Genomic DNA, 21346 nt, shown 5'->3' with positions numbered 1-21346 from the left:
GCTTGTCAGCCTCCTTGATGTTCAACCGGTATCATTTCCGGCCAAAAACATCCAAGTCTCGATCATGGAATCGGGATTGAGGGACAGGCTTTCGATGCCCTCGTCCAGCAGCCAGCGCGCCAGGTCGGGATGGTCGGACGGCCCCTGTCCGCAGATGCCGATGTACTTGCCGTGCTTTCGGCAGGCCTGGATAGCCTGGCGGATGAGCGCCTTGACCGCCGGATTGCGCTCGTCGAAGCCGCCGGCGACCAGTCCCGAGTCGCGGTCTATGCCCAGGGCGAGCTGGGTCAGGTCGTTGGAGCCGATGGAAAAGCCGTCGAAGATTTGCAGGAACTCGTCGGCCAGCAAGGGATTCGACGGAATTTCGCACATCATGATCCATTTGAGCCCGTTCGCCCCGCGCGGCAGCCCGAAGCGCTCGAGCAGCTCGGCAACCCCGCGCGCCTCGTCCAAGGTGCGTACGAAGGGAATCATGACCCAGACATTTTCCAATCCCATCTCCTCGCGCACCTTTTTCAGGGCGCGGCACTCCAGCTCGAAGCAGTCGCGGAACGATTCGTCCACGTAACGCGAGGCGCCGCGGAAACCGATCATGGGGTTTTCTTCATGCGGCTCGTAGGCCTCGCCGCCCAGGAGGTTGGCATACTCGTTGGTCTTGAAGTCCGAGGTCCTGACGATCACCGGCTTGGGCGCGAAGGCGGCGGCGATGGTGGCGACGCCTTCGGCCAGCTTGTCGACGTAGAAACGCACGGGGTCCGGGTAACCGGCCATGCGCTCGCGGATCGCCTGCTGTATTTCGGCCGTCTGCTTGTCGAATTCGAGCAAGGCTTTCGGATGGACGCCGATGGTCCGCGCGATGATGAATTCGAGCCGGGCCAGGCCGACGCCGTCGTTCGGCAGCACGGAAAAGGCGAATGCGCGCTCCGGATTGGCCACGTTCATCATGAGTTTGATCGGCAGCTCGGGCATCTCGTCCAGATTGACCTTGGCGATCTCGTAAGGGAGTTCGCCTTCATAGATATGCCCCGTGTCGCCTTCGGCGCAGGAGACGGTGACCAGGGTGTCGCGCTGAATCGTGCGGGTGGCGTCGCCGCAGCCGACGACGGCGGGAATGCCGAGCTCGCGGGCGATGATCGCGGCGTGGCAGGTGCGCCCGCCGCGGTTGGTGACGATGGCCGAGACTCTTTTCATGATCGGCTCCCAATCGGGATCGGTCATGTCGGTCACTAGCACGTCGCCGGGCTGCACCAGATCCATCTGCGAGGCGCTGGCGATGACTTTGGCGAGCCCCTTGCCGATGCGGTGCCCGACGCTGCGGCCTTGGGCCAGCACCTTGCCCTTGCGCTTGAGCCGATAGCGCTCGATCTCGCGCGTGACGCGGCTCTGCACAGTCTCCGGCCGGGCCTGGAGGATATAGAGTTTGCCGTCGAGTCCGTCCTTGGCCCATTCGATGTCCATGGGGCGTCCGTAGTGCTGCTCGATGCTCACCGCGAGCCGCGCCAATTCTTCCGCTTCTCGATCGGTAATGGAAAACCGCTGGCGATCTTCTTCGGGCGTGTCGACGGCAACCACTGCCTTGGCGGGATCGTAAATCATCTTCACGGCCTTCTTGCCGAGGCTTCGGCGCAGCACCGCGGATTTGCCGGCCGCCAGGGACAGCTTGTAAACGTAGAATTCGTCCGGGTCGACCGCGCCCTGCACCACCATTTCGCCGAGGCCGTAGCTCGAAGTGACGAAAACGGCGTCTCGGAAACCCGATTCGGTGTCCAGGGTGAAAATCACCCCGCTCGCGGCGAGATCGCTGCGCACCATGCGTTGCACGCCGGCGGACAACAACACCTTGCGGTGCTCGAAGCCCTGGTGCACGCGATAGGCGATGGCCCGGTCGTTGAAAAGAGACGCGAAAACCTGCTTGACCGCGCGGAGCACGCCGTCCAGGCCCTGCACGTTGAGATAGGTCTCCTGCTGGCCGGCGAACGATGCGCTCGGAAGGTCTTCCGCCGTGGCCGAGGAGCGCACGGCCACGGAAAATCCGCTCGGGGATTCGCCGGCCAGCCGGCCGTAAGCCTCCGTGACGGCCTTTTCCAGTCCGGGGGTGAACGGCGTGTTCAAAATCCACTGGCGGATGGCTTCGCCGGCACGGGCCAGCGCCGCGACGTCATCGACGTCGAGCCGGTCGAGTTCCGCCCAGATGCGCTGGTCGAGTCCGTTCTGGGCCAGAAAATCCCGATACGCTTCGGCGGTGGTGGCGAAGCCGTCGGGCACCGTGACGCCCGCCTCGGACAGGCGGCCGATCATTTCGCCGAGCGAGGCGTTCTTGCCGCCCACGCGCCCCACATCGTCGATTCCCAAAGCATCGAACCAGACCACGTACTCGTTCATCGGAAACACCCCGTTCAAATTTGCTGAGCCCGCTGGAACCGGTATTCTATGGGAAACCCCGCAACCTGGTAAGGAAAGCATGAAGCGCACGGCTTTCTTCGTGTCCGATCATACCGCCATCACCGCCGAAACCTTCGGCCGGAGTCTTTTGAGCCAGTTCGAAGCCGTCGCGTTCGAGCGCGTCACCCTGCCCTTCGTCGACTGCGAAGCCAAGGCAACGGACACCTGCCGGCGCATCGCCGACGCCTTCGCCCGGGACGGACAAGCGCCGCTGGTGTTCAGCACACTGACCGACGAGCGCCTTCGCCGCATCCTGGAACGCAGCGAAGCCGTCATATTCGATCTTTTCGAAGCCTTTCTCGATCGCATGGAAACGGCGCTCGGACAGTCTTCCGCCCAGGCGGTCGGGCGCGCCCACGGCCTGGGCAATGCAACCCTGGGCCAAAGCCGCATCGAAGCGCTGAAATTCGCCATCGACTGCGACGACGGCGTCGGCATCGACGCCTACGATCAAGCGGATGTCATCCTGGTCGGCGTTTCGCGCGCCGGTAAAACCCCGGCCAGCCTGTTCCTCGCCCTGCACTACGGCATCAAGGCCGCCAATTACCCGCTGACCGAGGAGGATTCGAATCTTTCCGGGCTGCCGCCCGCTCTACGGAAGCACCGGGCGCGGCTGTTCGGCCTGACTCTGAATCCCGAACGACTGCATCAGCTCAGGGAAGAACGGAGACCCGGGAGCCGCTATGCCTCTCTCGAACAATGCCGCAATGAAATCCGCGCCGGGGATGCGCTGTTCCGGACGGCGGGAATGCCCTATTTGGACACCTCGGCCATGTCGGTGGAAGAAATCGCCGCCAACATCCTTCACAAAGGCGGCCTCAGACGGCTGCGATGGTAGCCGGATCATTTCCGGCACCACAATCCCAGAAGAACCGCGGCCGAAACGGCGCAAAGCGCGGAGAAGCCGAAGGCCGCGGAAGCGCTCGAAGATTGCCAGATCCCGCCGAAGAGGACCGACGCGGGCAGCAATAACAGCCCGGTGGTCAGGTTGAACCAGCCGTAAGCGGTGCCCACGCCTTCCGCCGCGACCATGTCGGCGACCAGGGCTTTCTGCGCCCCTTCGGTGGCGGCGAAAAACAGGCCGTAAACGCCGAAAACGGCCCATAGCCAGACGACCGGCAGCACGCCCATTCCTAGCACCGCCTGGAGTGCGGAATAGATCAGCCAGCCCGCGATGATCATCGGCCGCCGGCCGATCCGGTCGGACCAGGACGACAGCGCGGTGGAAAACAAGGCCGCCACCAAGGACACCAAGGCCCACAGCAGCGGAACCTCGGCATCGGGGATTCCGAATTCCCGGGCGCGCAGCAGCAAAAACAGGCTCGAGGGATAGCCGAGGGTAAACAGCGCCAGCACGATCAAATAACGCCGAAAAACGGGAGGAAACGCGCCGATCCGCCAGTCGAAAGCAGTCGCCGGCCGGCTTTCGCGCTTCGCTTCCCGCAACCACAGCGCCAACAGCAGCGTCGCGGCGCCGGGAACCGCGGTCCAGAGAAAAACCTGACGGAGATCGGTCTTCTGCTGCAAAAACCAGGCGGCCAGCAAAGGACCGACCACGGCGCCGGCATTATCCATGGCGCGGTGCAATCCGAACGCCAGACCGCGCTGTTCCGGCGCCGCCGACAGGGCCAGCAGGGCATCTCGCGGCGAAGTCCGCAAGCCTTTCCCGATTCGGTCGCTCAATCTCAGCACGAAAGCGGCCGGCCAGCTATGGGCGAACGCCAACAAGGGGCGCGCGGCCGCCGCGATGCCATAGCCGGCGATGATCCAGGCTTTGGTCGAACGCCTTTTGTCCGCCGCGCGGCCGGAAACCAGTTGCAGCAAACTGTTTGCCGCCAGCACGGAGCCCTCGATCAATCCGAAGATCCTCGGCTCGACCTGCAAAACGACGGCCAGATAAATCGGCAGCAGGGGATAAATCAGCTCTCCAGCGGTATCGTTGAGAAAGCTGATCAGGCCGAGCAGCCATACCGTGGCGGACAGCCGCAGTCCGCTTTTCGACGGCAAAGGAAAGCGACCGGGAAAAGACGGATGTCGACGATAACCGGCTGTCGAGGGTTAGCGACGATCCAGTTGAAGGGTGTTTTGCTCCTCGATGGAACGCTCCGACTGGTGAGGCGCCCCGGGAGCCCTGGGCTTCAGGGTCAGCTTGGCGATCCCCGTCCATGACGCCATGAACAGCAGCAGCCCGACCGAGGTGGCCATTAGGCGATCCGGCTGTTTCATCCAGAACAGAATCCACTTCGGCTTAATCAGTCCAACGATAAAAATCAAAATCGAAACGCCCACCAGGCTCTTGAGAAAAATCAGCATACGACTCTCCGATGATGTTTTGGCACGGTGCCGGATTTTCCGGGACGGATTCGACCGGAAACCGGCCTTGGACAACGCTTGCACGCAAAGCGTTCGCGATTAAACAACAATTTATTCGATGAAACTAGACGATGGAATACGGTTGCGGAACGGCTCCCGGCGCCGAAAAACGCCCGGGCGGCGAAGCGGCGTTCGCCAGGTCTCACCGCGCCTCGCGATCTTACGGTTTCCGGACCAAAGCGTCGCCGTCGAAGGCGATCCCCGGCCATCCAAACTTCATGAAGGTCCTGATGTTCTTGTGGCTCTCGCCGTCCGGGCTCGACAGCACTTCGGCGTAATGCTCGCCGAACAGCGCCAGGGTTTCTTGCTCGGACAGCCCGTGCAACCGGCCGAAACAGAAGATCTTGCAAGACCCTTCGTTGCTGCCCGGTTCGTTGACCACTCGGCCGTCGTCGAGACCGTTGGTGAAGCGGGTCGGCCGGTAATCGTAATACCGTCCGATGACGTCGATGGTTTCTTTGAAGGCGACCGGCCGGCCGTCTTTGATTTTGGCGATGAATGTTTCTAACGATGCGTTCATATCGGCGATAAAGAAAATAAAACCTTGTTCAATGGCGTTCCCGGGGGAACGGGGGGAAACCCGCCCGCATGTCCGATGCTCAACGGGCCAGCATCGGCTCCAGCTTATCCCAAACCTGGCGAAACAGGATCGCCTGGGCCTCGCGATTGGGATGCAGGCCGTCCGCCTGCATCAGATGGTCCTGACCGCCGACGCCTTGCAGCAGAAACGGCACGAACGCCGTGCCGTGAGTCTCGGCGACCCGCTGGAACGCGGCCTGGAACAGATCGGTATAACGCTTGCCATAGTTTGGCGGTATCTTCATTCCGAGCAGCAATACCTTGGCTCCGGCCGCCTCGGAACGGACGACCGTCTCGCCCAGATTGGCCTCCAGTTGCTTGGGCGAAAGTCCGCGCAGCCCGTCATTGGCGCCGAGTTCGAGTATCACCACCGCCGGCCGGTAGCGGCGCAGCAGCTCATCGATCCGGGCCAGGCCGCCGGCGCTGGTTTCGCCGGAAACGCTGGCGTTCGCGACCTCGACGCCGAGCGGCCGCGCCGCGTCCCGCAACAGGGCCACCCAGCCGTAGTCTATCTTTTCCAAACCGTATCCGGCGCTGATACTATCGCCGAGGACGAGAACGATTTTGGCCTGGATCAGGCCCGGCAATGCAAGCAAAATGAACGAGAACAACAGATTTCGCATCATGCAGAAAGAGATCGAAGCGTTGGAGGATGCCGCCGCGGAATTCATCATTCGGACGGAGAATCTCGGCAAATACGTCGCGACGGCGGACGGTCAGCTGGATATATTGACAGCAGTCGACCTCGCGATCAAACCGGGAGAAACGCTGGCCATCGTGGGCGCCTCGGGATCGGGCAAATCGACCTTGCTCGGCCTTCTGGCCGGACTGGATCTGCCCTCGTCGGGCCGGATCTGGCTCGCCGGGGCGTGCCTCACCGACCTGAACGAAGACGGCCGGGCGGCGCTCCGAAGCGAATACGTCGGCTTCGTGTTCCAATCGTTCCAGTTGCTGCCCAATCTGACCGCGCTGGAGAACGTCATGCTGCCGGTGGAACTGGCCGGCGCCGGCGACGAGGCCCGCCGCCGCAGCCTCGCCATGCTCGATCGCGTCGGCCTGAGCCATCGCTTCAAGCACTATCCGCGACAGCTTTCCGGCGGCGAGCAGCAGCGCGTCGCGCTGGCGCGAGCCTTCGTCACCGAGCCGAAAATCCTGTTCGCCGACGAACCCACCGGCAATCTCGACAGCCATACCGGCCGCGCCGTCATCGAATTGCTGTTCGAACTGAACCGCGAGAAGGGCACCACGCTGATTCTGGTGACCCACGACGAAACCCTGGCCTCCCGCTGCGAGCGCCTGATCCGGCTGGACGGCGGGCGGATCGCGCCGTGCACTTGACCCCGTTTTCCGGCAGTCCTCCGATTTTTAACGGATTTACAAACGCCGTTAAGCTGGCTATGGTGATCGAATGCTGTCAACCCGGCCTCTAATATAGGCGGGTTGATTCGGGGCGGGGATGCCCCGGCGCGGCGGCAAGCCGCGTCAGCCGAGGCCGGGCGCGTACCGGGCCTGATCAACGAATCTGCGGAAACGGCACCCGAGCCAGCCGGGAGAGCGTCATGGACCATCACGCCAGCGGACCGATGCCTTTTATCGTCAACGACTGCGCCCTGTTGGCCATCGCGACCGGCAAACGGGCACAAAACCTCAAGGAACTGCGCGACCACCTGCTGGCCATCCATCCGGGCAGCATTTACTTTCATTTCTGGGGCAATCTGCTCCATCCCCGCTTCGAAGAACCCGAATACAACAACGATTTCGCGGCGTGGGCCAGACACGCCCTGCACGACAAGGCGCTCGCCGAGCGCCTGAGCGTGGTGGACCCCAACAGCTACGGCACGCTCGACGAGCTGCGCCAGGAGCTGATCGAGATCATCGAGCAGCGGCTGGACGAACGAGAGGTTCTGGCGTGGGCGCAACCGGATCAGCAATTCGAATTCATCCGGGCGCTCACCGTGGTTTTTCGAACCGATCTCCAGTTTTTCACCCCCGAAGCGCTGGCCGCCCGGATCGGGCAGATGTCCGTAAGCAGCATTTTCTATCATTTCATCGACGCCAAGCGGCGCAACGAGAATCGCCTAGACGACTTTCGCAACTGGCTGGATTCTTTCGAAGGACGCTATGAAAGCCTCTGTCGATGCCTGGCGAAGATCGATCCCTATTTCACTTCGCTGACCCAACTTCGCGCGAAATTGGCAAGCGTTTTCTCCGGCTGCCTGTGCGAGGTGACGCATGGCTAATCTGCTGGACGCCTATGCCGAGGCCGTCGGCCGGGACGTCATCGATCAACTGCATCAACTGGCCGGGACCTTGCGCGACAAACGGGTGGTCCACGTCAACTCGACCCGGGTCGGCGGCGGCGTGGCCGAAATCCTGGAAAAGCACGTGCCGCTGATGCGGGAACTCGGGATCGAAACCCACTGGGAAGTGATCGCCGGCAATGCGGCGTTTTATCGATGCACCAAGAGCTTTCACAACGCGCTCCAGGGCAAGACGGCGAACATACCCGCCGAATGGCTGCGAAACTTCGAAGAAACCAACGCCTTCAACGCCGAACAGTTGCGCCCGGCCCTGACCGATGCCGACATCGTTTTCATCCACGATCCGCAGCCCGCCCCGCTGCTGGGGTATATTCCGGAGCGCAAGGGCAAATGGATCTGGCGCTGCCATATCGACATCAACCGGCCGAACCGGGCGATCTGGCGCTATCTCCGAAGCTTCGTCGCCGGCTACGACGCCAGCGTTTTCTCGCTCGCCGCGTTCGCCCAGCCCCTGCCCCACCTGCAATGCCTCATTCCGCCCAGCATCGATCCGCTGAGCGATAAAAACGCCGATCTGCCGGAACACGAGATCGACGGCGTCTGCGAGCGCTTCGGAATCGACCGGGAACGCCCGGTAATCCTTCAGGTCTCGCGCTTCGACCAGTTCAAGGACCCGGTCGGCGTGATCGAAGCTTACCGGATCGCCAAGCATTTTCTCCCGGAGATTCAACTGGTTCTGGCCGGAGGCTCCGCCACCGACGATCCTGAAGGGGATGCCGTCCTCGCCCAAGCGCGGCAAGCCGCGGACGGCGATTCCGACGTGCATGTCCTGCTGCTGCCGCCCGATGCCCACCGCACCATCAATGCGCTGCAACGGGCCGCCGATCTGGTGGTGCAAAAATCCTTGCGCGAGGGTTTCGGCCTGACCGTCACCGAAGCGCTATGGAAGGGCAAGCCGGTCATCGGCGGGGACACCGGCGGCATTCGGCTCCAGGTGATCGATCACCACACCGGTTTTCTGGTCAATACGCCCGAAGGCGCGGCGCTGCGCATCCGCTATCTGCTCCACGACCGGCGCAAGATCGAGGAAATGGGGCATAAAGCGCGGCAATTCGTGCGCGACAACTTCCTCATCACCCGCCACCTTCGGGAGTACCTGACGCTGATGACGAGCCTCCTGTACACCGCGGGAGAACGCATCGAGCTGGCGGGAGGGATTCGGGTCAGGGGACAGTGATTGATGCTGCTTGTTGGAAACGCGAAGGCCGGCAGAAGGGCGCTGCGTTCCTGGCGGCCGAATTCGCCGTGAGTTCGCCGCAGCGACCGATTCGATAACGAGTCGCCGGCCGAGACAACTCTGCCGTTTGCCGAGAACGCGGCGCCTATCCTGAGCAAAGCCGAAGGGTTTATCCCAACCCGCAACCGGATAACTCGAATAAGGAAATACTGAATCGACGATGATTCGAAAACACTCAATGCCATTCGGCGCGGAAACCGCGGAAGACGGCGTCCGCTTCAGACTCTGGGCGCCGCAAGCGAAGAAGGTGGACCTGATCCTCGAAGCGGCCGGCCGGGAACGGCGCTTGTCGATGCGGCGGCATACCGGCGGCTGGTTCGAACTCACGACGACGGAAGCGGCGGCCGGCAGCCTTTACCGGTTTCGGCTGGATCAAGGGCTTGCCGTTCCCGATCCCGCTTCGCGCTTCAACCCTTCGGATGTGCACGGCGCCAGCCAGGTGATCGATCCGGCCGACTTCCGCTGGACCGACGATGACTGGACCGGACGCCCCTGGGAAGAAGCCGCGATCTACGAACTGCACGTCGGCGCGTTCACGCCGGAAGGAAGCTTTCGGGCGCTGCAAGGCAAGCTGGATTACCTGGCCTCGCTCGGGGTCACGGCGATCGAGCTGATGCCGGTGGCGGATTTTCCCGGCCGCTGGAACTGGGGCTACGACGGCGTGCTGCCGTTCGCGCCGGATGCCAGCTACGGAACCCCGGACGATCTCAAGGCCCTAGTCCAGGCGGCCCACCATAAAGGTCTCATGGTGTTCCTCGACGTGGTCTACAACCACTTCGGGCCGGAAGGCAACTACCTGCACGTCTATGCGAAGCCGTTCTTCAGCGACCGGCACCGGACGCCCTGGGGCAGCGCGATCAACTACGACGGCGAAAACTGCCGCGTCGTGCGCGATTTCTTCATCCACAACGCTCTTTACTGGCTCGAGGAATACCGCATGGACGGACTGCGCCTCGATGCGGCGCACGCGATCGCCGACGACTCGCGTCCCGATATCCTCGACGAGTTGGCGGAGCGGGTGCGCGCCGGCCCCGGACGTCTGCGGCACGTCCATCTGATCCTCGAAAACGACGACAACGCCGCGCATTATCTCGCGCGGGAAGCCGACGGCTCGCCGCATCGGTACGACGCGCAGTGGAACGACGATCCGCACCATGCGCTGCACCTCGTGCTGACGGGCGAGACCGACGGCTATTACGCCGATTATGCCGACGCGCCGCTGAAATACCTGGGGCGTGCGCTGAGCGAAGGCTTCGCCTATCAGGGGGAGGTCTCGCGGTATCGCCACGGCCGGCGGCGCGGCGAAATCAGCCGCGATCTTCCGCCCACGGCCTTCGTCCCTTTTCTGCAAAACCACGACCAGGTCGGCAATCGGGCCTTCGGCGAGCGCCTTTCCGATCTGATCGAACCCCGCCGCCTCAGGGCCGCGGCAACGCTGTTGCTGCTCGCGCCCTCGCCGCCCCTGTTGTTCATGGGCGAGGAATTCGCCTGCCCGTCGCCGTTCCAATACTTTTGCGATTTCGGCCCGGAACTGGCGCAAGCCGTGACCGAGGGGCGGCGCAACGAATTCGCCCGTTTCGAGCGGTTCGCCGCTTCCGAACTCCGGCGGCGGATTCCCGATCCTTCCGATCCCTCGACCTTTTTCAATTCGAAACTGGACTGGGCCGCCCTGAAAACATCGAAGCACCGGGAATGGCGGTCATTCTACCAGTCGCTGCTGACGCTCCGCCGCGACCGCATCGTTCCGCTCCTGAAAAAGATCCGCGCCGGCCGGTCGCGCTTCGAAGTCCTGGGCGAGCGAGGGCTTGCGGTCGTCTGGCGGCTGGACGGCGGCGGCCGCCTGGTCCTGCTGTCCAATCTCGGCGACGAACTTTTGCCGAACCCGACTCTTTCGCCCGGCCCGCCATTGGCCGTCAGCGATCCGGAGATTGCCGATCGCCTGGCTTCGGGACGGCTGCCGGCGTGGTCCACCGCCTGGTTTCTCGCCGCGGACGGAGAGTTCTGATGCCCGTCGTCAAAACCATCGATCAGTTGTGCGGCCTTTGCGGCATCGAGACGGAGTTCATCGATTCCCGCGGCGAGACGGTCCGGGTTTCCGCCGACACCAAGCGCGAGCTGTTGGCCGCCCTGGGGGTCGACGCCTGCGACGAAGCGCGCCTGCCGTCGCTCATGATCGAACTGGAATATCGGGATTGGCTGCGGATTCTGCCGCCGGTCAAGGTCGTGCGCGCGGACGGAGATTCCCGCGTCGTCGCCTGCACCGTACCGCGCCAGTTCGATCATGTCCTGATGACGTGGTCCCTGGAACTCGACGGCGGCGAGCGCTGGGACGGCCACTTCTGTCCGGCCGAGCGTCCCCTGATCGGCGAGCTGACGATCCGGGATCAATGCTACCGGCGCTACAGCTTCACCCTGCCGATGCCGCCGCCCCTGGGCTATCACCGCCTGACGCTGGAATACGCCGAGAAGGACCTCAAGGGCGCCATGAGCCTGATCGTCACGCCGGAGCGTTGCTATCTCCCACCGCCGTTGCAGGAAAAACAAAAGGTCTGGGGATTGTCGCTGTCGCTTCATGCGGTCCGCTCGCAGCGGAACTGGGGCATCGGCGATTTCACCGATCTCAAGAGCCTGGTCGACTACGCCGCCGAGCACGACGCGGCGCTGATCCGGACGACCCCGCTCCACGCGCTGAGCCTGGCGAGGCCGGACGCCGCCAACGGCTACGAGCCGTCCAGCCGGCTTTTCTACAATGTGCTTTACCTGGACGTGGAAGCCGTCCCCGATTTCGCCGAATCCGAAACGGCGCGGCGGATCGTCGAAGACCCGGAATTCCAGGCACAGCTTCGCGCCCTGCGCGCCGAGGAACTGATCGACTATGCGGAGGTGGCGGCGGCGAAACTCTCCATTCTGGAGACGCTGTTCGCGCATTTTCGGACCCGCCATTTGCGGAAGCTCTCCGAACGCGGCCAGGCGTTTCGGGCCTATCAGTCGGCGCGCGGCCCCGCGCTGTACGACCAAACCCTGTTCGATGCGCTGGGCGAGCGATTTTCCCGCGAAGGCGCCGGATACTCGGCCTGGACCGACTGGCCGCCCGAATTCAGGGACCCGTCGTCTCCCGAGGTACGGCGCTTTGCGGCCGAAAATGCGGCCCGGCTCGACTATTTCGCCTATCTCTACTGGCAGGCGGAACAGCAGATGCAATCGGCCGGAGAGCGCGCCGAGGAACTCGACTTGAGCCTCGGCTTGTGCCAGGAATTCGTCTTCGATACCGCCACGGATGGGGCGGAAGCCTGGTCGCGGCAAGCCCTCCGCGCGACCGACGTCCGGCGCGGCTCGCCGCCGACCGCCGCCTGTCCCGACGGCGAAATCTCGGCGCTCGCGCCTTTGGCGCCGGCGGCGCTGCGCGAAGCGGGTTATCGGCCTTTCACCGCCTGTCTGCGGCAAGCCATGCGGCATGCCGGCGCCTTGCTGGTGCACGACGTGACCGGCCTGGCCCGGCAGTATTGGATTCCGGTCGGCGGAAGCTCCGAGGACGGCAGCTACGTAACGTTTCCGTTCGCGGACCTGTTGGGCATTCTCGCGCTGGAAAGCCATCGCAACCGCTGCCTGGTGCTGGCGACCGGCGGCGATACCCTTCCGGCGGGCATGATGGAGCGGCTAAACCGGTCGGGCGTGCTGCCTTGCGAATCGCTGTTCGCCTGCCGGAAGAGCGGAAAGCCCTTGTCCGCAAGCGACTATCCCGCCGAATCGGCCATCGCCACGGCGGCGACCGACGAGCCGCCGCTTCGGGGATTCTGGCTCGGGCGCGACCTGGACGAAGGCACCGCCCTGAAGCTGTTCGCCTCGGACGACGCCCGCCGCGAAGCCATCGTAGCGCGCGCCGTCGACCGCGCGCGCCTGCTGGTCGCGCTGGAACGGGAAGGTTTGCTGCCGCCCGGCATCGACATCCATCCGATGTCCGTGCCGGACATGACGCCCGACCTGACGCGCGCGGTTTATCTTCTGCTGTCCCGGAGCCCGGCCGAAATCGTGCTGCTCCGGCTGGAGGACGCCCTCGGTCAGGCGGATCGGCTGGCGCTTCCCGGCGCGCCAGCCGATTATCCGGGCTGGCGCCGAAAATTGCCGCTGGAATTCGAGCAATGGCGCAAGGAGGATACCGTCACGTCACTGCTGCAAGCCCTGGCCGAAAACCGCAGCGGGACTCCGAAAACCCACCCCAAGAGTAGGACGGCGGCGGCCGCGGGCGTCAGCTTTTCGATTCCGCGCGCCACTTACCGGCTGCAATTCAACCGCGACTTCACCTTTCGCCAGGCCACCGAAATCCTGCCTTATCTCCAGGACCTCGGCATCAGCCATTGCTACGCCTCCCCGTATCTCAGAGCGCGGCCGGGCAGCACCCACGGCTACGATATCGTCGATCACGGTGAACTGAACCCCGAAATCGGCAGCCGCGACGACTTCGACCGGTTCGTGGCCGAGCTTGCGCGGCGCGGCATGGGGCAGATCCTGGACATGGTGCCGAATCACATGGGCGTCATGGGCAGCGACAACATCTGGTGGCTGGACGTGCTCGAAAACGGTCCGGCGTCGGATTACGCCGACTTTTTCGACATCGACTGGTCGCCGGTCAAGGACTACCTGCGCGGCAAAGTCCTGCTGCCCACCCTGGGATCGCCGTACGGAACCGCCCTGGAAAGCGGAGAGCTCGAACTGGCCTTCGACGCCGGGGAGGGCTCGTTCTCGGTGTACTACGGTCCTCACCGCTTCCCGATCGATCCCAAGGAGTATCCGCGCATTCTCGGCTACCGGGCGGATCAGTTGAAAACCGCGCTCAGCCCGGACGACCCTCATCTCGCCGAGTTCCAGAGCCTGATCACGGCGTTCGGCCACTTGCCCGGCCGCTGGCAGACCGGCAAGGACAAACGCGGCGAGCGCAACCGCGACAAGGAAATCCACAAGCAGCACCTGGCGCGGCTGTGCGCGGCCAGCCAGGACATCGCCCAGTTCATCGCCAAGAACGTCAGCGAATTCAACGGCACGCCCGGCGTTCCGGCGAGCTTCGACCGGCTGCACGAACTCCTCGAGCATCAGGCCTACCGGCTGGCGTACTGGCGGATCGCGGCCGACGAGATCAACTATCGCCGGTTCTTCGACACGAACGATCTGGCGGCCTTGTCCATCGAAAACGCCGAGGTGTTCGAGGCCACGCATCGATTCGTCCTGTCGCTCATCGCCCAAGGGAAGCTGCAGGGACTCAGAATCGACCATCCCGACGGACTCTACGATCCCGGCGCCTACTGCCGGATGCTGCAAGACCGTGTGCCGGCGCTCGCCCGGCCCGAGCCCGCCGAATCCGAAGGACAGGCCGGCGCCGCGCCGGAAGCCCGGATTTTTTACGTGGTGGTCGAAAAGATCCTCGCCGCGGAAGAGCGCCTGCCCGGCCGATGGCCGGTCCACGGCACGACCGGCTACGACTTCGCCAATCTGGTCAACGGCCTCTTCGTCTGGCCGGGCGCCGAGCAGCCGCTGGACCGCTTCTACCGCTCGTTTTGCGGCTTTCCGGTCGATTTCGACGAACTGCTTTACCAATCCAAGCGGTTGATATTGAAAGTCGCGCTTTCCAGCGAGCTCACCGTGCTCGCCAATCGGCTGAGCCGGATCGCGGAAAGCGACCGCCGCACCCGGGATTACAGCCTGAACAGCCTGCGCGACGCGCTGCGGGAGATCATCGCCTGCTTTCCGGTCTATCGAACCTACGTGACCGGCCGCGGCGTGTCGGAAACCGACCGTAACTACATCGAGATCGCGGTCGATCAAGCCAAGAAACGCAGCCTGGTGGGAGACCTCACGATCTTCGACTTCGTCCGGGACGAACTGCTGATCCTTCAGGCGGAAGGCAAAAGCGACCGCTATCGGGAGCAGGTCGTTTCCTTCGCGATGAAATTTCAGCAACTGACCGGCCCGGCCATGGCGAAAGGCATGGAAGACACGGCTTTCTACCGTTACAACCGGTTCGTGTCCCTGAACGAAGTCGGCGGCGATCCTCGTCATTTCGGCGTTTCCCTGGCCGATTTCCACCGCCGCAACGAAGAGCGCAGCCAATCCTGGCCGCACGCCCTTCTGAGCACCTCGACCCACGACACCAAACGCTCGGAGGATGTGAGAGCCCGCATCGACGTGCTGTCGGAGATTCCCGACGAATGGATCGCGCGGGTACGCCGCTGGAGCGAGCTCAACCGGGAAAAGCGAAGCCTCGTCGACGGCGCGCCGGCCCCTTCGAGAAACGACGAATACCTGATCTACCAGACCCTGGTCGGAACCTGGCCACCGCCGGGTCTGACGCCCGACAGCGCGGGAGACTACAGGAAAAGACTGGAAGCCTACATGGTCAAGGCGATGCGAGAAGCCAAGCTGCTCAGTAGCTGGCTGAACCCGAACCTGCCCTACGAACAGGCGGTTTCGGATTTTCTGCGGAAACTCGTCACATCCGACGACCGGGATGCGTTCGTCTGCGATTTCCTCGATTTTCAGTCGGGTATCGTCCGCGCCGGTTTGCACAACGGCCTGGCCCAAGTGCTGCTCAAGCTCACCGTGCCCGGCGTGCCCGATATTTATCAGGGGAGCGAGTTGTGGGATTTCAGCCTGGTCGACCCGGACAACCGGCGGCCGGTGGATTACGCGCGGCGGCAAGCCTTGTTGAACGAGCTCAAGGCATGGGACGGCGCCGGCGCGGCGGAACTCGCGCCGAAACTCGACGACATGCGGACCGATATGAGCGACGGCCGGATCAAGCTGTACGTCACCCGGGAAACCCTGCGCCTGCGGCAGCAAGACCCGGACCTGTTCCGCCGCGGCGGCTATCATCCGCTCGAAGCCGAGGGCGAAAAAGCCGAGCACGTGTGTGCGTTTCTCCGTCGCTTGGGCGCGCGCGCGGCGCTGGTGGCGGCTCCCCGCTGGATACGGCGCCTCGGCGCCGACGCCGCGCCGCTGCATGACCGCGCGCTCTGGGGCGATACCCGGTTGTCGCTGCCGCCCGCCGTGGCCGGCGCCTATTTGCACGGCTTCACGCGGGAGCGCCTCACCCTGGACGGCGCGGCCCCGCTGATGGCGGCGGAATTGTTTTCGGGCTTCCCGCTGGCCTTGTTGATCAAGCTGGACTGATCGGCGGCTACCCTTCTACCGCCGGAAAAAGGGTTTGTCGGACGTTCGACAGGAGTACGCGATGCGATGGATCGAATACAAGCCCCTCAAACATGCTCGCAAGAGCTTCCTTCCGTTCCTGGCCGCCGTCCTGCCGATCGCCGCCGCGATCGGACTTTTCCAGGGCTGCGCCGAGCGGGTGGTCGACTTGCCCGCGCTTGCGCCGACCGAGACGCAGCAGCATCACCCGGGCCGCTTCGTCTGGCACGATCTCGTGACCGACGATCCGGCCGCCGCCAAACGTTTTTACGGAAGCCTGCTCGGCTGGCGGTTCACGGATTTCACCGCGGCCGAATTCGGCTACTCGATCGCCTGGAACCGCGGACGCCCGATCTCCGGTCTCGTGGCGAAAGCCCCCGAAGCGCCGCGCCTGGCCAATCGCTGGCTCGGCCTGCTTTCGGTGGAGGACGTCGACCGCGCCGTGCGGCTGGCCGAGCGATCCGGCGGAGCGGTGCCGCTGGCGCCGATGGACGCGCCGGAACGGGGGCGCTTCGCCGTCATCCGCGATCCGGACGGCGCTCCGCTGACCGTGATCCGCACCCGCTGGGGCGATCCCGAAATCGTCGATCCCGAAGACGGCGACTGGTTCTGGGACGAATTGTGGACCCAGGACATCGACGGAGCGGCGGCATTCTACCGTCGACTGGCCGGATATCGACCCGAGCCGTTGCCGCGGGATAGCGGTCAAGAACCTTATCTGATCTTCGAGCGCGACGGCGTTCCTCTGGCCGGCGCCGCGGAACAGCCGCTGACGGGCGGACAGCCGGCCTGGGTGCCCTATGTCCGCGTCGCCGATCTCGCCGGAACCGTTTCCCGCGCCGAAAGTCTCGGAGGCAAGGTGCTGATCGCGCCGCGCCCCGATATCCGCTCGGGAACGGTCGCCGTGATAGCCGATCCGTTTGGAGCGGTCTTCGGCATTCAACAACTACCGTCTTCGAAACCCGGCAGCAGGTCCGACCATGAACACCGCTAAACGTCCGATCGTCCTGATCGTCGGACTGGCTATCGCCATTTCGTTGCTCAGCGCTTGCGGCAGCGTGCGGCCATACGCCGGCATCGGGATCGCCGGGCCCGGCGTCCGCTACGGCCCGGTTCACGTACGCACCGGCGCGAGCATCGGATTTCCGCTGAGATAGCGGCGCGACCGGCGGCTTTCGCCCGGATTCATGGCGTCCGCGGCACGAGCGATGCCGCCTACCGGCCGTCCCCGCCCAGAGCGAGGATTTATCGCGGCCGACCGCCCGAATCTCTTGAAAATCCCAGCCGCGCCCTCATTTTTTATGACATGAGCCGAAAAGATGAACCGTTGATAAGGAGGTATGACATGTTCGACAGTTTCATTCCGTTCGAAACCGGCCTGTTCGACGATTTCAAACGCCTGGAGCGGGAAATGGACGATCTGTTCGGCCGCGGGCCGTGGCCGATCGGAATCCGGTCCGCCGCCCGGGGCAGTTTCCCTCCCGTCAATGTCGGCGCCACGCCCGACGAGGTGGATGTTTACCTGTTTACTCCGGGCGTCGATCCCAAGACCCTGGACATCGCCATTCAGCAGAACGTGCTCTCCGTTTCCGGCGAGCGCAAGCTACCGGCGAACGAGAACGCCGATTACCACCGCCGCGAGCGCTTCGGCGGCGAATTCCGCCGCGCGATCGCGCTTCCGGAAGATGCGGACCCGGACCGGGTCGAAGCCCGCTGCGAAAACGGCATCTTGCACGTCAAATTACAGCGACGCGAAGCGGCCAAACCCCGCCAAATCGAAGTCAAATGAATAAAAGGAGGGCATCATGGCAAGAAAAGGCATTACAACCCGGCAATCCGCGGACGTGCAAAACCAACGGCCCGAATATCGGGTCGTGCTGACTCCGCCGGTCGATATCTGCGAGGACGCCGAAGGCATCACGCTGATGGCGGACATGCCGGGCGTATCGAAAGAGGGACTCAATATAGAGGTCGACAAGAATACCCTGCTGATCGAGGGCGACGCGCATTTCGACATGCCGGAGAACATTCGGGCGCTGTATGCGGATATCCGCTCGACGCATTACCGCCGGAGTTTCTCGCTCAGCCCCGAACTGGAAGCGAACGACATCGACGCCACGCTCAAGGACGGCGTGCTCACCCTGAAAATTCCCAAGCGGGCGGAATTGCGTCCGCGCAAGATCGAGGTACGCGTGGATTAGCCGGATCGAGCCTTTGGCTTTTCAGCTCCGCCTAGTTCAAGGCCCGACACCGGGAAGCGCCGGGCCTTGCCGCATGAGCAAGCCGAATCGATCCCGGAGATGTAAAATCGATCGCGAATGAAACCGCTCATACCGAACCCCATGTCCGTTTTAAAAGGTAGATTGAATTGACCGCGGCCCCCATCAATAAACGCAAGATCGCCAGCCGCAAGCGGCGGATCGTCGCCGACGATTCCCGCTTGCAGGAAGGCGTGCTGGTCCTTTGGAACGACGACAAAGGGTTCGGATTCGTGCGCCCGTCCATGGGCGGCGACGATTACTTCGTCCATATCAGCGTGCTCGAACAGGGCACGAGCCGGCGTCCGCAAGTCGGCGACATCATTTTTTACAACGTGGCGACCGACGCTCCCGGCAGGAGGCGCCTTTCCTACGCCGCCATACAAGGCGTCGATGTCGTGGAGAAAAAACCGAGCGAGGGGATTCTGGCCACTCCCCGTTCGCCGCTTCTCTGGACCTTGATCGGATTGCCCATTCTCTTGTCGTGCTATCTGATGTGGCGGACGCACAATCCGATTCCGTTCTTTTCGTACGTTTTTCTGAGCATTCTGGCCATCGTGCTTTACGGCCTCGATAAAAAGAACGCCATAACCGGGCAATGGCGCATCCCGGAAATTTACATGCACGTCGTGGAGCTCATGGGCGGCTGGCCGGGAGCGCTTCTCGCGCAGAACGACTTCCGCCACAAGATACGGAAATCCCGTTACCGGAAAATACTGTGGAGCATCATCGCCTTGCACGCTTCGGCGTGGACGGCGTTTCTCGTTTTCGATCATCTGAACGGATAGCGGCCGCGGCCTGCCCCGAAATCGGCCGATGCACGGATTAAGCGCAGCGCCGAGCGGCGCCCGAATCAACGTCTGCGAACCGTCCACCGCCGCTGCGCCTGAGCGAAAAACGCTAAACGAGTTCTTTTTCGCGGACAAACGGTCCTCCTTTTCCAAGTATGCCGTGCCAAATGCCTAAGTTCATCATGCGAAAGTGTTCCAGGCGCGGTTTGGCAAAGAGCGTGTAGAATCCGTATTTCAGCAACAGGCGCCACTTGTCCACCAACTTCCAGTTCAAGGGAATCCAAGCTTCTCGATGCAATAAAATGGCATTTCGGAAGTGAAAATAATGCCTGAGCGGGCTATGCAACGGAATTTTACGACTGAAAAATTCAAGCGGATGATCGCCCAGGCTGTGCTGCATCTTGGCGGCACATACGCCATAACTTTGCAAACCATGCCGGCGAGCCCGCAATCCCCACTCGATGTCCACATAATCGATGAACAAGTCGTCCCGCATGTCGCCCACTTTGTCCAGAACAGACAATGAAATCAGGCACCCCGAGGAGATAAGGTAATCCACGGGTACGATCGAGCCTTCCGTTACGCAGGTGCACCGCGTCAGGCGCAAGCCTTGCACTCTGATGAACGGCGGCGGGTTTTCCTGCCGCGAATCCATATAGCGCGGTCCTGCCGCTGCGGCATCGGGATAGCGCGTAATCGCCTCCAAGAGCTTAACGACCATGTCCGGCGCCGGCACGCTGTCCTGATCGAGCAAAAGAACATGAGTCGCGCCGGCTTTTCGTGCGGAAGCGATCCCGGCGTTTTGGGCCGTGGCAACCCCCCGGTTATACCCCATAGGCATAAAAGAGAGACGATCGACATCTACGCCTCGTGCCTCGAGCCGAGCCGGCAAATCTTCAGGCGCCTCGTTGAGGACCAACACACATGACGACACTTGAGGCAGCGTCGACCTGACGAGCGTCGCGAGCTGATCGATCTCGGGACGATAGACGACAACGATCGCCATGACGATACAATCGGAAACGATAGCTGTCACGATAAGCTCAATGGAAAAAAATCAACATCTGGATAGCGCGCGGCCCTCCTTCCGCGAACATGGTCGATTCGCTCTCCGGAAAGGTTTGCCCTTGCCCGGATCGAGTCTTGTCTTATCGGGTTCAAATGAGTTCGCCAGTTTTATCACTGCAAAAATTTCGATCGAAGAGTTTGAAAAACGATTGCCGGATCAGCCGGATTCATCCATGACCACCAACGGCGCAAGCGAGCCGCCGGTTTGCCCATCTACATCCACCCAAAAATGCGGCAGGCCCAGATTCTTTAGCCACGCAGGGCCGCCATCTTCCTTGAGCATAGCGATAGTGGACGCACTGCCCGCGACCACACAGAAGTCGCCCACCACGCTCACCGCCGCCAGGTGTCTTACCGGCCAGCCGGTTTGGGGATTGAGTATGTGGCTGTAGCGAAGGCCGTCCAAGACGATGCAGCGTTCGTAATCGCCGCTACTCGCAAGCGCACCCTCGTGCAGGAAAATCGTCTTGATTATGGCTCCTGCCTGTCGGGGATGGCGTATGCCGATTCGCCATGGACTGCCATCGGCGCGAGAACCAATGACTTTGATATCGCCGCCCAGATTGATGATGCCATGTTGAATTCCCGCCTCCCGGCATAATGCCGCTGCACGATCGACTGAATATTCCTTGACTACCCCGCCGAAATCGATCTCCATGCCTGGAGTCTTGAATTCGAGCACCGGCGGCCGCCAGCACAGCTTGCTCCAGCCGACTTTGGAGAGGAGTTCTTGAATCAGGGCCCGATCCGGCAGTCTTCCTTGGTCAAAACGCCAAGCACGGCGCAAGATACCGGAAGTGATATCGAACAATCCGCCGCTTTGCTCATGGCAGGTCGCCGCATAATTGAGCAAGCCCGCCGTTTCTCCATCGACCGTGATGCGACCGCCCGTGGCGGCGACACGATTAATGGCGGAGAGAAAGCTGTCGCTGCGGTATCTGGAATAAAGCGCTTCCAGTCGGCGGACGTCTGCGATGACTGCGGCCGCTGCATGCTCGGCCTTCGCATCGGTTGGAGCGTATAGCTGAATCTCGCACGGAGAACCCATTGCCTTGAAGGCAGCACGGTGGAACCTCAAGCTTTGCGCTCCCGTCCCTG

The 21346-nt window shown here is 62.8% G+C and carries 18 protein-coding genes; 11 read left to right on the top strand and 7 right to left on the bottom strand.

The genetic code is table 11. The features are described 5' to 3' along the window. Positions 1–21: 21 nt before the first annotated feature. Positions 22–2382 carry a phosphoenolpyruvate synthase gene (ppsA, locus tag ACWJKU_RS03125; protein ID WP_454145671.1) on the bottom strand — a complete coding sequence of 787 codons (2361 nt, stop codon included), beginning with the start codon at positions 2380–2382 and terminating at the stop codon, positions 22–24. Positions 2383–2461: 79 nt separating this feature from the next. Here ppsA and ppsR point away from each other — a divergent pair, with 79 nt between their 5' ends. Continuing rightward, complete coding sequence (gene ppsR / locus ACWJKU_RS03120) at positions 2462–3280, top strand: posphoenolpyruvate synthetase regulatory kinase/phosphorylase PpsR (RefSeq protein WP_454145669.1); 819 nt, start codon at positions 2462–2464, stop codon at positions 3278–3280. 5 nt (positions 3281–3285) lie between these two features. On the opposite strand, the gene ACWJKU_RS03115 is transcribed toward ppsR, so the two are convergent. From ACWJKU_RS03115 to ACWJKU_RS03100, 4 genes are all read right to left on the bottom strand, one after another. After that, complete coding sequence (locus ACWJKU_RS03115) at positions 3286–4449, bottom strand: MFS transporter (protein WP_454145667.1); 1164 nt, start codon at positions 4447–4449, stop codon at positions 3286–3288. A gap of 51 nt (positions 4450–4500) precedes the next feature. Continuing rightward, positions 4501–4755 carry a hypothetical protein gene (locus ACWJKU_RS03110; RefSeq protein ID WP_454145665.1) on the bottom strand — a complete coding sequence of 85 codons (255 nt, stop codon included), beginning with the start codon at positions 4753–4755 and terminating at the stop codon, positions 4501–4503. Between the two features lie 220 nt (positions 4756–4975). Beyond that, a complete protein-coding gene (locus ACWJKU_RS03105) occupies positions 4976–5335 on the bottom strand; it encodes a HopJ type III effector protein (RefSeq protein ID WP_454145663.1) in 360 nt (119 codons plus the stop codon). A gap of 79 nt (positions 5336–5414) precedes the next feature. Then, a complete protein-coding gene (locus ACWJKU_RS03100) occupies positions 5415–6020 on the bottom strand; it encodes an arylesterase (RefSeq protein ID WP_454145661.1) in 606 nt (201 codons plus the stop codon). On the opposite strand from ACWJKU_RS03100, the gene ACWJKU_RS03095 reads away from it, so the two are divergent. From ACWJKU_RS03095 to ACWJKU_RS03050, 10 genes are all read left to right on the top strand, one after another. Continuing rightward, positions 6019–6732, top strand: coding sequence for an ABC transporter ATP-binding protein (locus tag ACWJKU_RS03095; protein WP_454145659.1), 714 nt, complete (start codon positions 6019–6021; stop codon positions 6730–6732). The genes ACWJKU_RS03100 and ACWJKU_RS03095 overlap by 2 nt on opposite strands. 221 nt (positions 6733–6953) lie before the next feature. Continuing rightward, positions 6954–7634, top strand: coding sequence for a DUF5752 family protein (locus tag ACWJKU_RS03090; RefSeq protein WP_454145657.1), 681 nt, complete (start codon positions 6954–6956; stop codon positions 7632–7634). After that, positions 7627–8892, top strand: a complete 1266-nt coding sequence (locus ACWJKU_RS03085; RefSeq protein ID WP_454145655.1) for a glycosyltransferase — start codon at positions 7627–7629, stop codon at positions 8890–8892. Before ACWJKU_RS03090 ends, ACWJKU_RS03085 begins: the two co-directional genes overlap by 8 nt. A 238-nt stretch (positions 8893–9130) precedes the next feature. Next, the gene (gene treZ, locus ACWJKU_RS03080) at positions 9131–10957 is read left to right on the top strand and encodes a malto-oligosyltrehalose trehalohydrolase (RefSeq protein WP_454145653.1); all 1827 of its coding nucleotides are present in this window, start codon (positions 9131–9133) and stop codon (positions 10955–10957) included. Continuing rightward, positions 10957–16113, top strand: coding sequence for a malto-oligosyltrehalose synthase (treY, locus tag ACWJKU_RS03075; RefSeq protein ID WP_454145651.1), 5157 nt, complete (start codon positions 10957–10959; stop codon positions 16111–16113). Before treZ ends, treY begins: the two co-directional genes overlap by 1 nt. A 61-nt stretch (positions 16114–16174) precedes the next feature. Continuing rightward, positions 16175–17125, top strand: a complete 951-nt coding sequence (locus ACWJKU_RS03070; RefSeq protein ID WP_454145649.1) for a VOC family protein — start codon at positions 16175–16177, stop codon at positions 17123–17125. After that, positions 17112–17288: a hypothetical protein gene (locus ACWJKU_RS03065; protein WP_454145647.1), complete on the top strand. Its 177-nt coding sequence runs from the start codon at positions 17112–17114 to the stop codon at positions 17286–17288. The genes ACWJKU_RS03070 and ACWJKU_RS03065 overlap by 14 nt, the downstream gene beginning before the upstream one ends. Before the next feature lie 188 nt (positions 17289–17476). Continuing rightward, positions 17477–17920 carry an Hsp20/alpha crystallin family protein gene (locus tag ACWJKU_RS03060; protein ID WP_454145645.1) on the top strand — a complete coding sequence of 148 codons (444 nt, stop codon included), beginning with the start codon at positions 17477–17479 and terminating at the stop codon, positions 17918–17920. 16 nt (positions 17921–17936) lie between these two features. Beyond that, positions 17937–18332 (top strand): Hsp20/alpha crystallin family protein, encoded by a 396-nt coding sequence (locus ACWJKU_RS03055; RefSeq protein ID WP_454145643.1) that lies wholly within the window; start codon positions 17937–17939, stop codon positions 18330–18332. Positions 18333–18499: 167 nt separating this feature from the next. Further along, on the top strand, positions 18500–19177 hold the full coding sequence (locus ACWJKU_RS03050) for a DUF1294 domain-containing protein (RefSeq protein WP_454145641.1): 678 nt from the start codon (positions 18500–18502) through the stop codon (positions 19175–19177). Positions 19178–19289: 112 nt separating this feature from the next. Here the strand turns inward: ACWJKU_RS03050 and ACWJKU_RS03045 are convergent, their stop codons facing one another. After that, positions 19290–20216 (bottom strand): glycosyltransferase family 2 protein, encoded by a 927-nt coding sequence (locus ACWJKU_RS03045; protein WP_454145639.1) that lies wholly within the window; start codon positions 20214–20216, stop codon positions 19290–19292. 189 nt (positions 20217–20405) lie between these two features. Continuing rightward, positions 20406–21296, bottom strand: coding sequence for an FAD:protein FMN transferase (locus ACWJKU_RS03040; protein ID WP_454148022.1), 891 nt, complete (start codon positions 21294–21296; stop codon positions 20406–20408). Positions 21297–21346 lie beyond the last annotated feature (50 nt).

The organism is Methylocaldum sp. MU1018 (assembly GCF_053646775.1).
This window is presented reverse-complemented; position numbering and strand designations above follow the sequence as displayed.

What these genes read in the sequence shown, in the direction of transcription:
- ACWJKU_RS03085 (WP_454145655.1), top strand. Translation starts at nt 7,627, where the DNA reads ATGGCTAATCTGCTGGACGCCTATGCCGAGGCCGTCGGCCGGGACGTC.
- ACWJKU_RS03110 (WP_454145665.1), bottom strand. Translation starts at nt 4,755, where the DNA reads ATGCTGATTTTTCTCAAGAGCCTGGTGGGCGTTTCGATTTTGATTTTT.
- ACWJKU_RS03095 (WP_454145659.1), top strand. Translation starts at nt 6,019, where the DNA reads ATGCAGAAAGAGATCGAAGCGTTGGAGGATGCCGCCGCGGAATTCATC.
- ACWJKU_RS03060 (WP_454145645.1), top strand. Translation starts at nt 17,477, where the DNA reads ATGTTCGACAGTTTCATTCCGTTCGAAACCGGCCTGTTCGACGATTTC.
- ACWJKU_RS03065 (WP_454145647.1), top strand. Translation starts at nt 17,112, where the DNA reads ATGAACACCGCTAAACGTCCGATCGTCCTGATCGTCGGACTGGCTATC.
- ACWJKU_RS03070 (WP_454145649.1), top strand. Translation starts at nt 16,175, where the DNA reads ATGCGATGGATCGAATACAAGCCCCTCAAACATGCTCGCAAGAGCTTC.
- treZ (WP_454145653.1), top strand. Translation starts at nt 9,131, where the DNA reads ATGCCATTCGGCGCGGAAACCGCGGAAGACGGCGTCCGCTTCAGACTC.
- ACWJKU_RS03100 (WP_454145661.1), bottom strand. Translation starts at nt 6,020, where the DNA reads ATGATGCGAAATCTGTTGTTCTCGTTCATTTTGCTTGCATTGCCGGGC.
- ppsA (WP_454145671.1), bottom strand. Translation starts at nt 2,382, where the DNA reads ATGAACGAGTACGTGGTCTGGTTCGATGCTTTGGGAATCGACGATGTG.
- ACWJKU_RS03090 (WP_454145657.1), top strand. Translation starts at nt 6,954, where the DNA reads ATGGACCATCACGCCAGCGGACCGATGCCTTTTATCGTCAACGACTGC.
- ACWJKU_RS03105 (WP_454145663.1), bottom strand. Translation starts at nt 5,335, where the DNA reads ATGAACGCATCGTTAGAAACATTCATCGCCAAAATCAAAGACGGCCGG.
- treY (WP_454145651.1), top strand. Translation starts at nt 10,957, where the DNA reads ATGCCCGTCGTCAAAACCATCGATCAGTTGTGCGGCCTTTGCGGCATC.
- ACWJKU_RS03040 (WP_454148022.1), bottom strand. Translation starts at nt 21,296, where the DNA reads ATGGGTTCTCCGTGCGAGATTCAGCTATACGCTCCAACCGATGCGAAG.
- ppsR (WP_454145669.1), top strand. Translation starts at nt 2,462, where the DNA reads ATGAAGCGCACGGCTTTCTTCGTGTCCGATCATACCGCCATCACCGCC.
- ACWJKU_RS03055 (WP_454145643.1), top strand. Translation starts at nt 17,937, where the DNA reads ATGGCAAGAAAAGGCATTACAACCCGGCAATCCGCGGACGTGCAAAAC.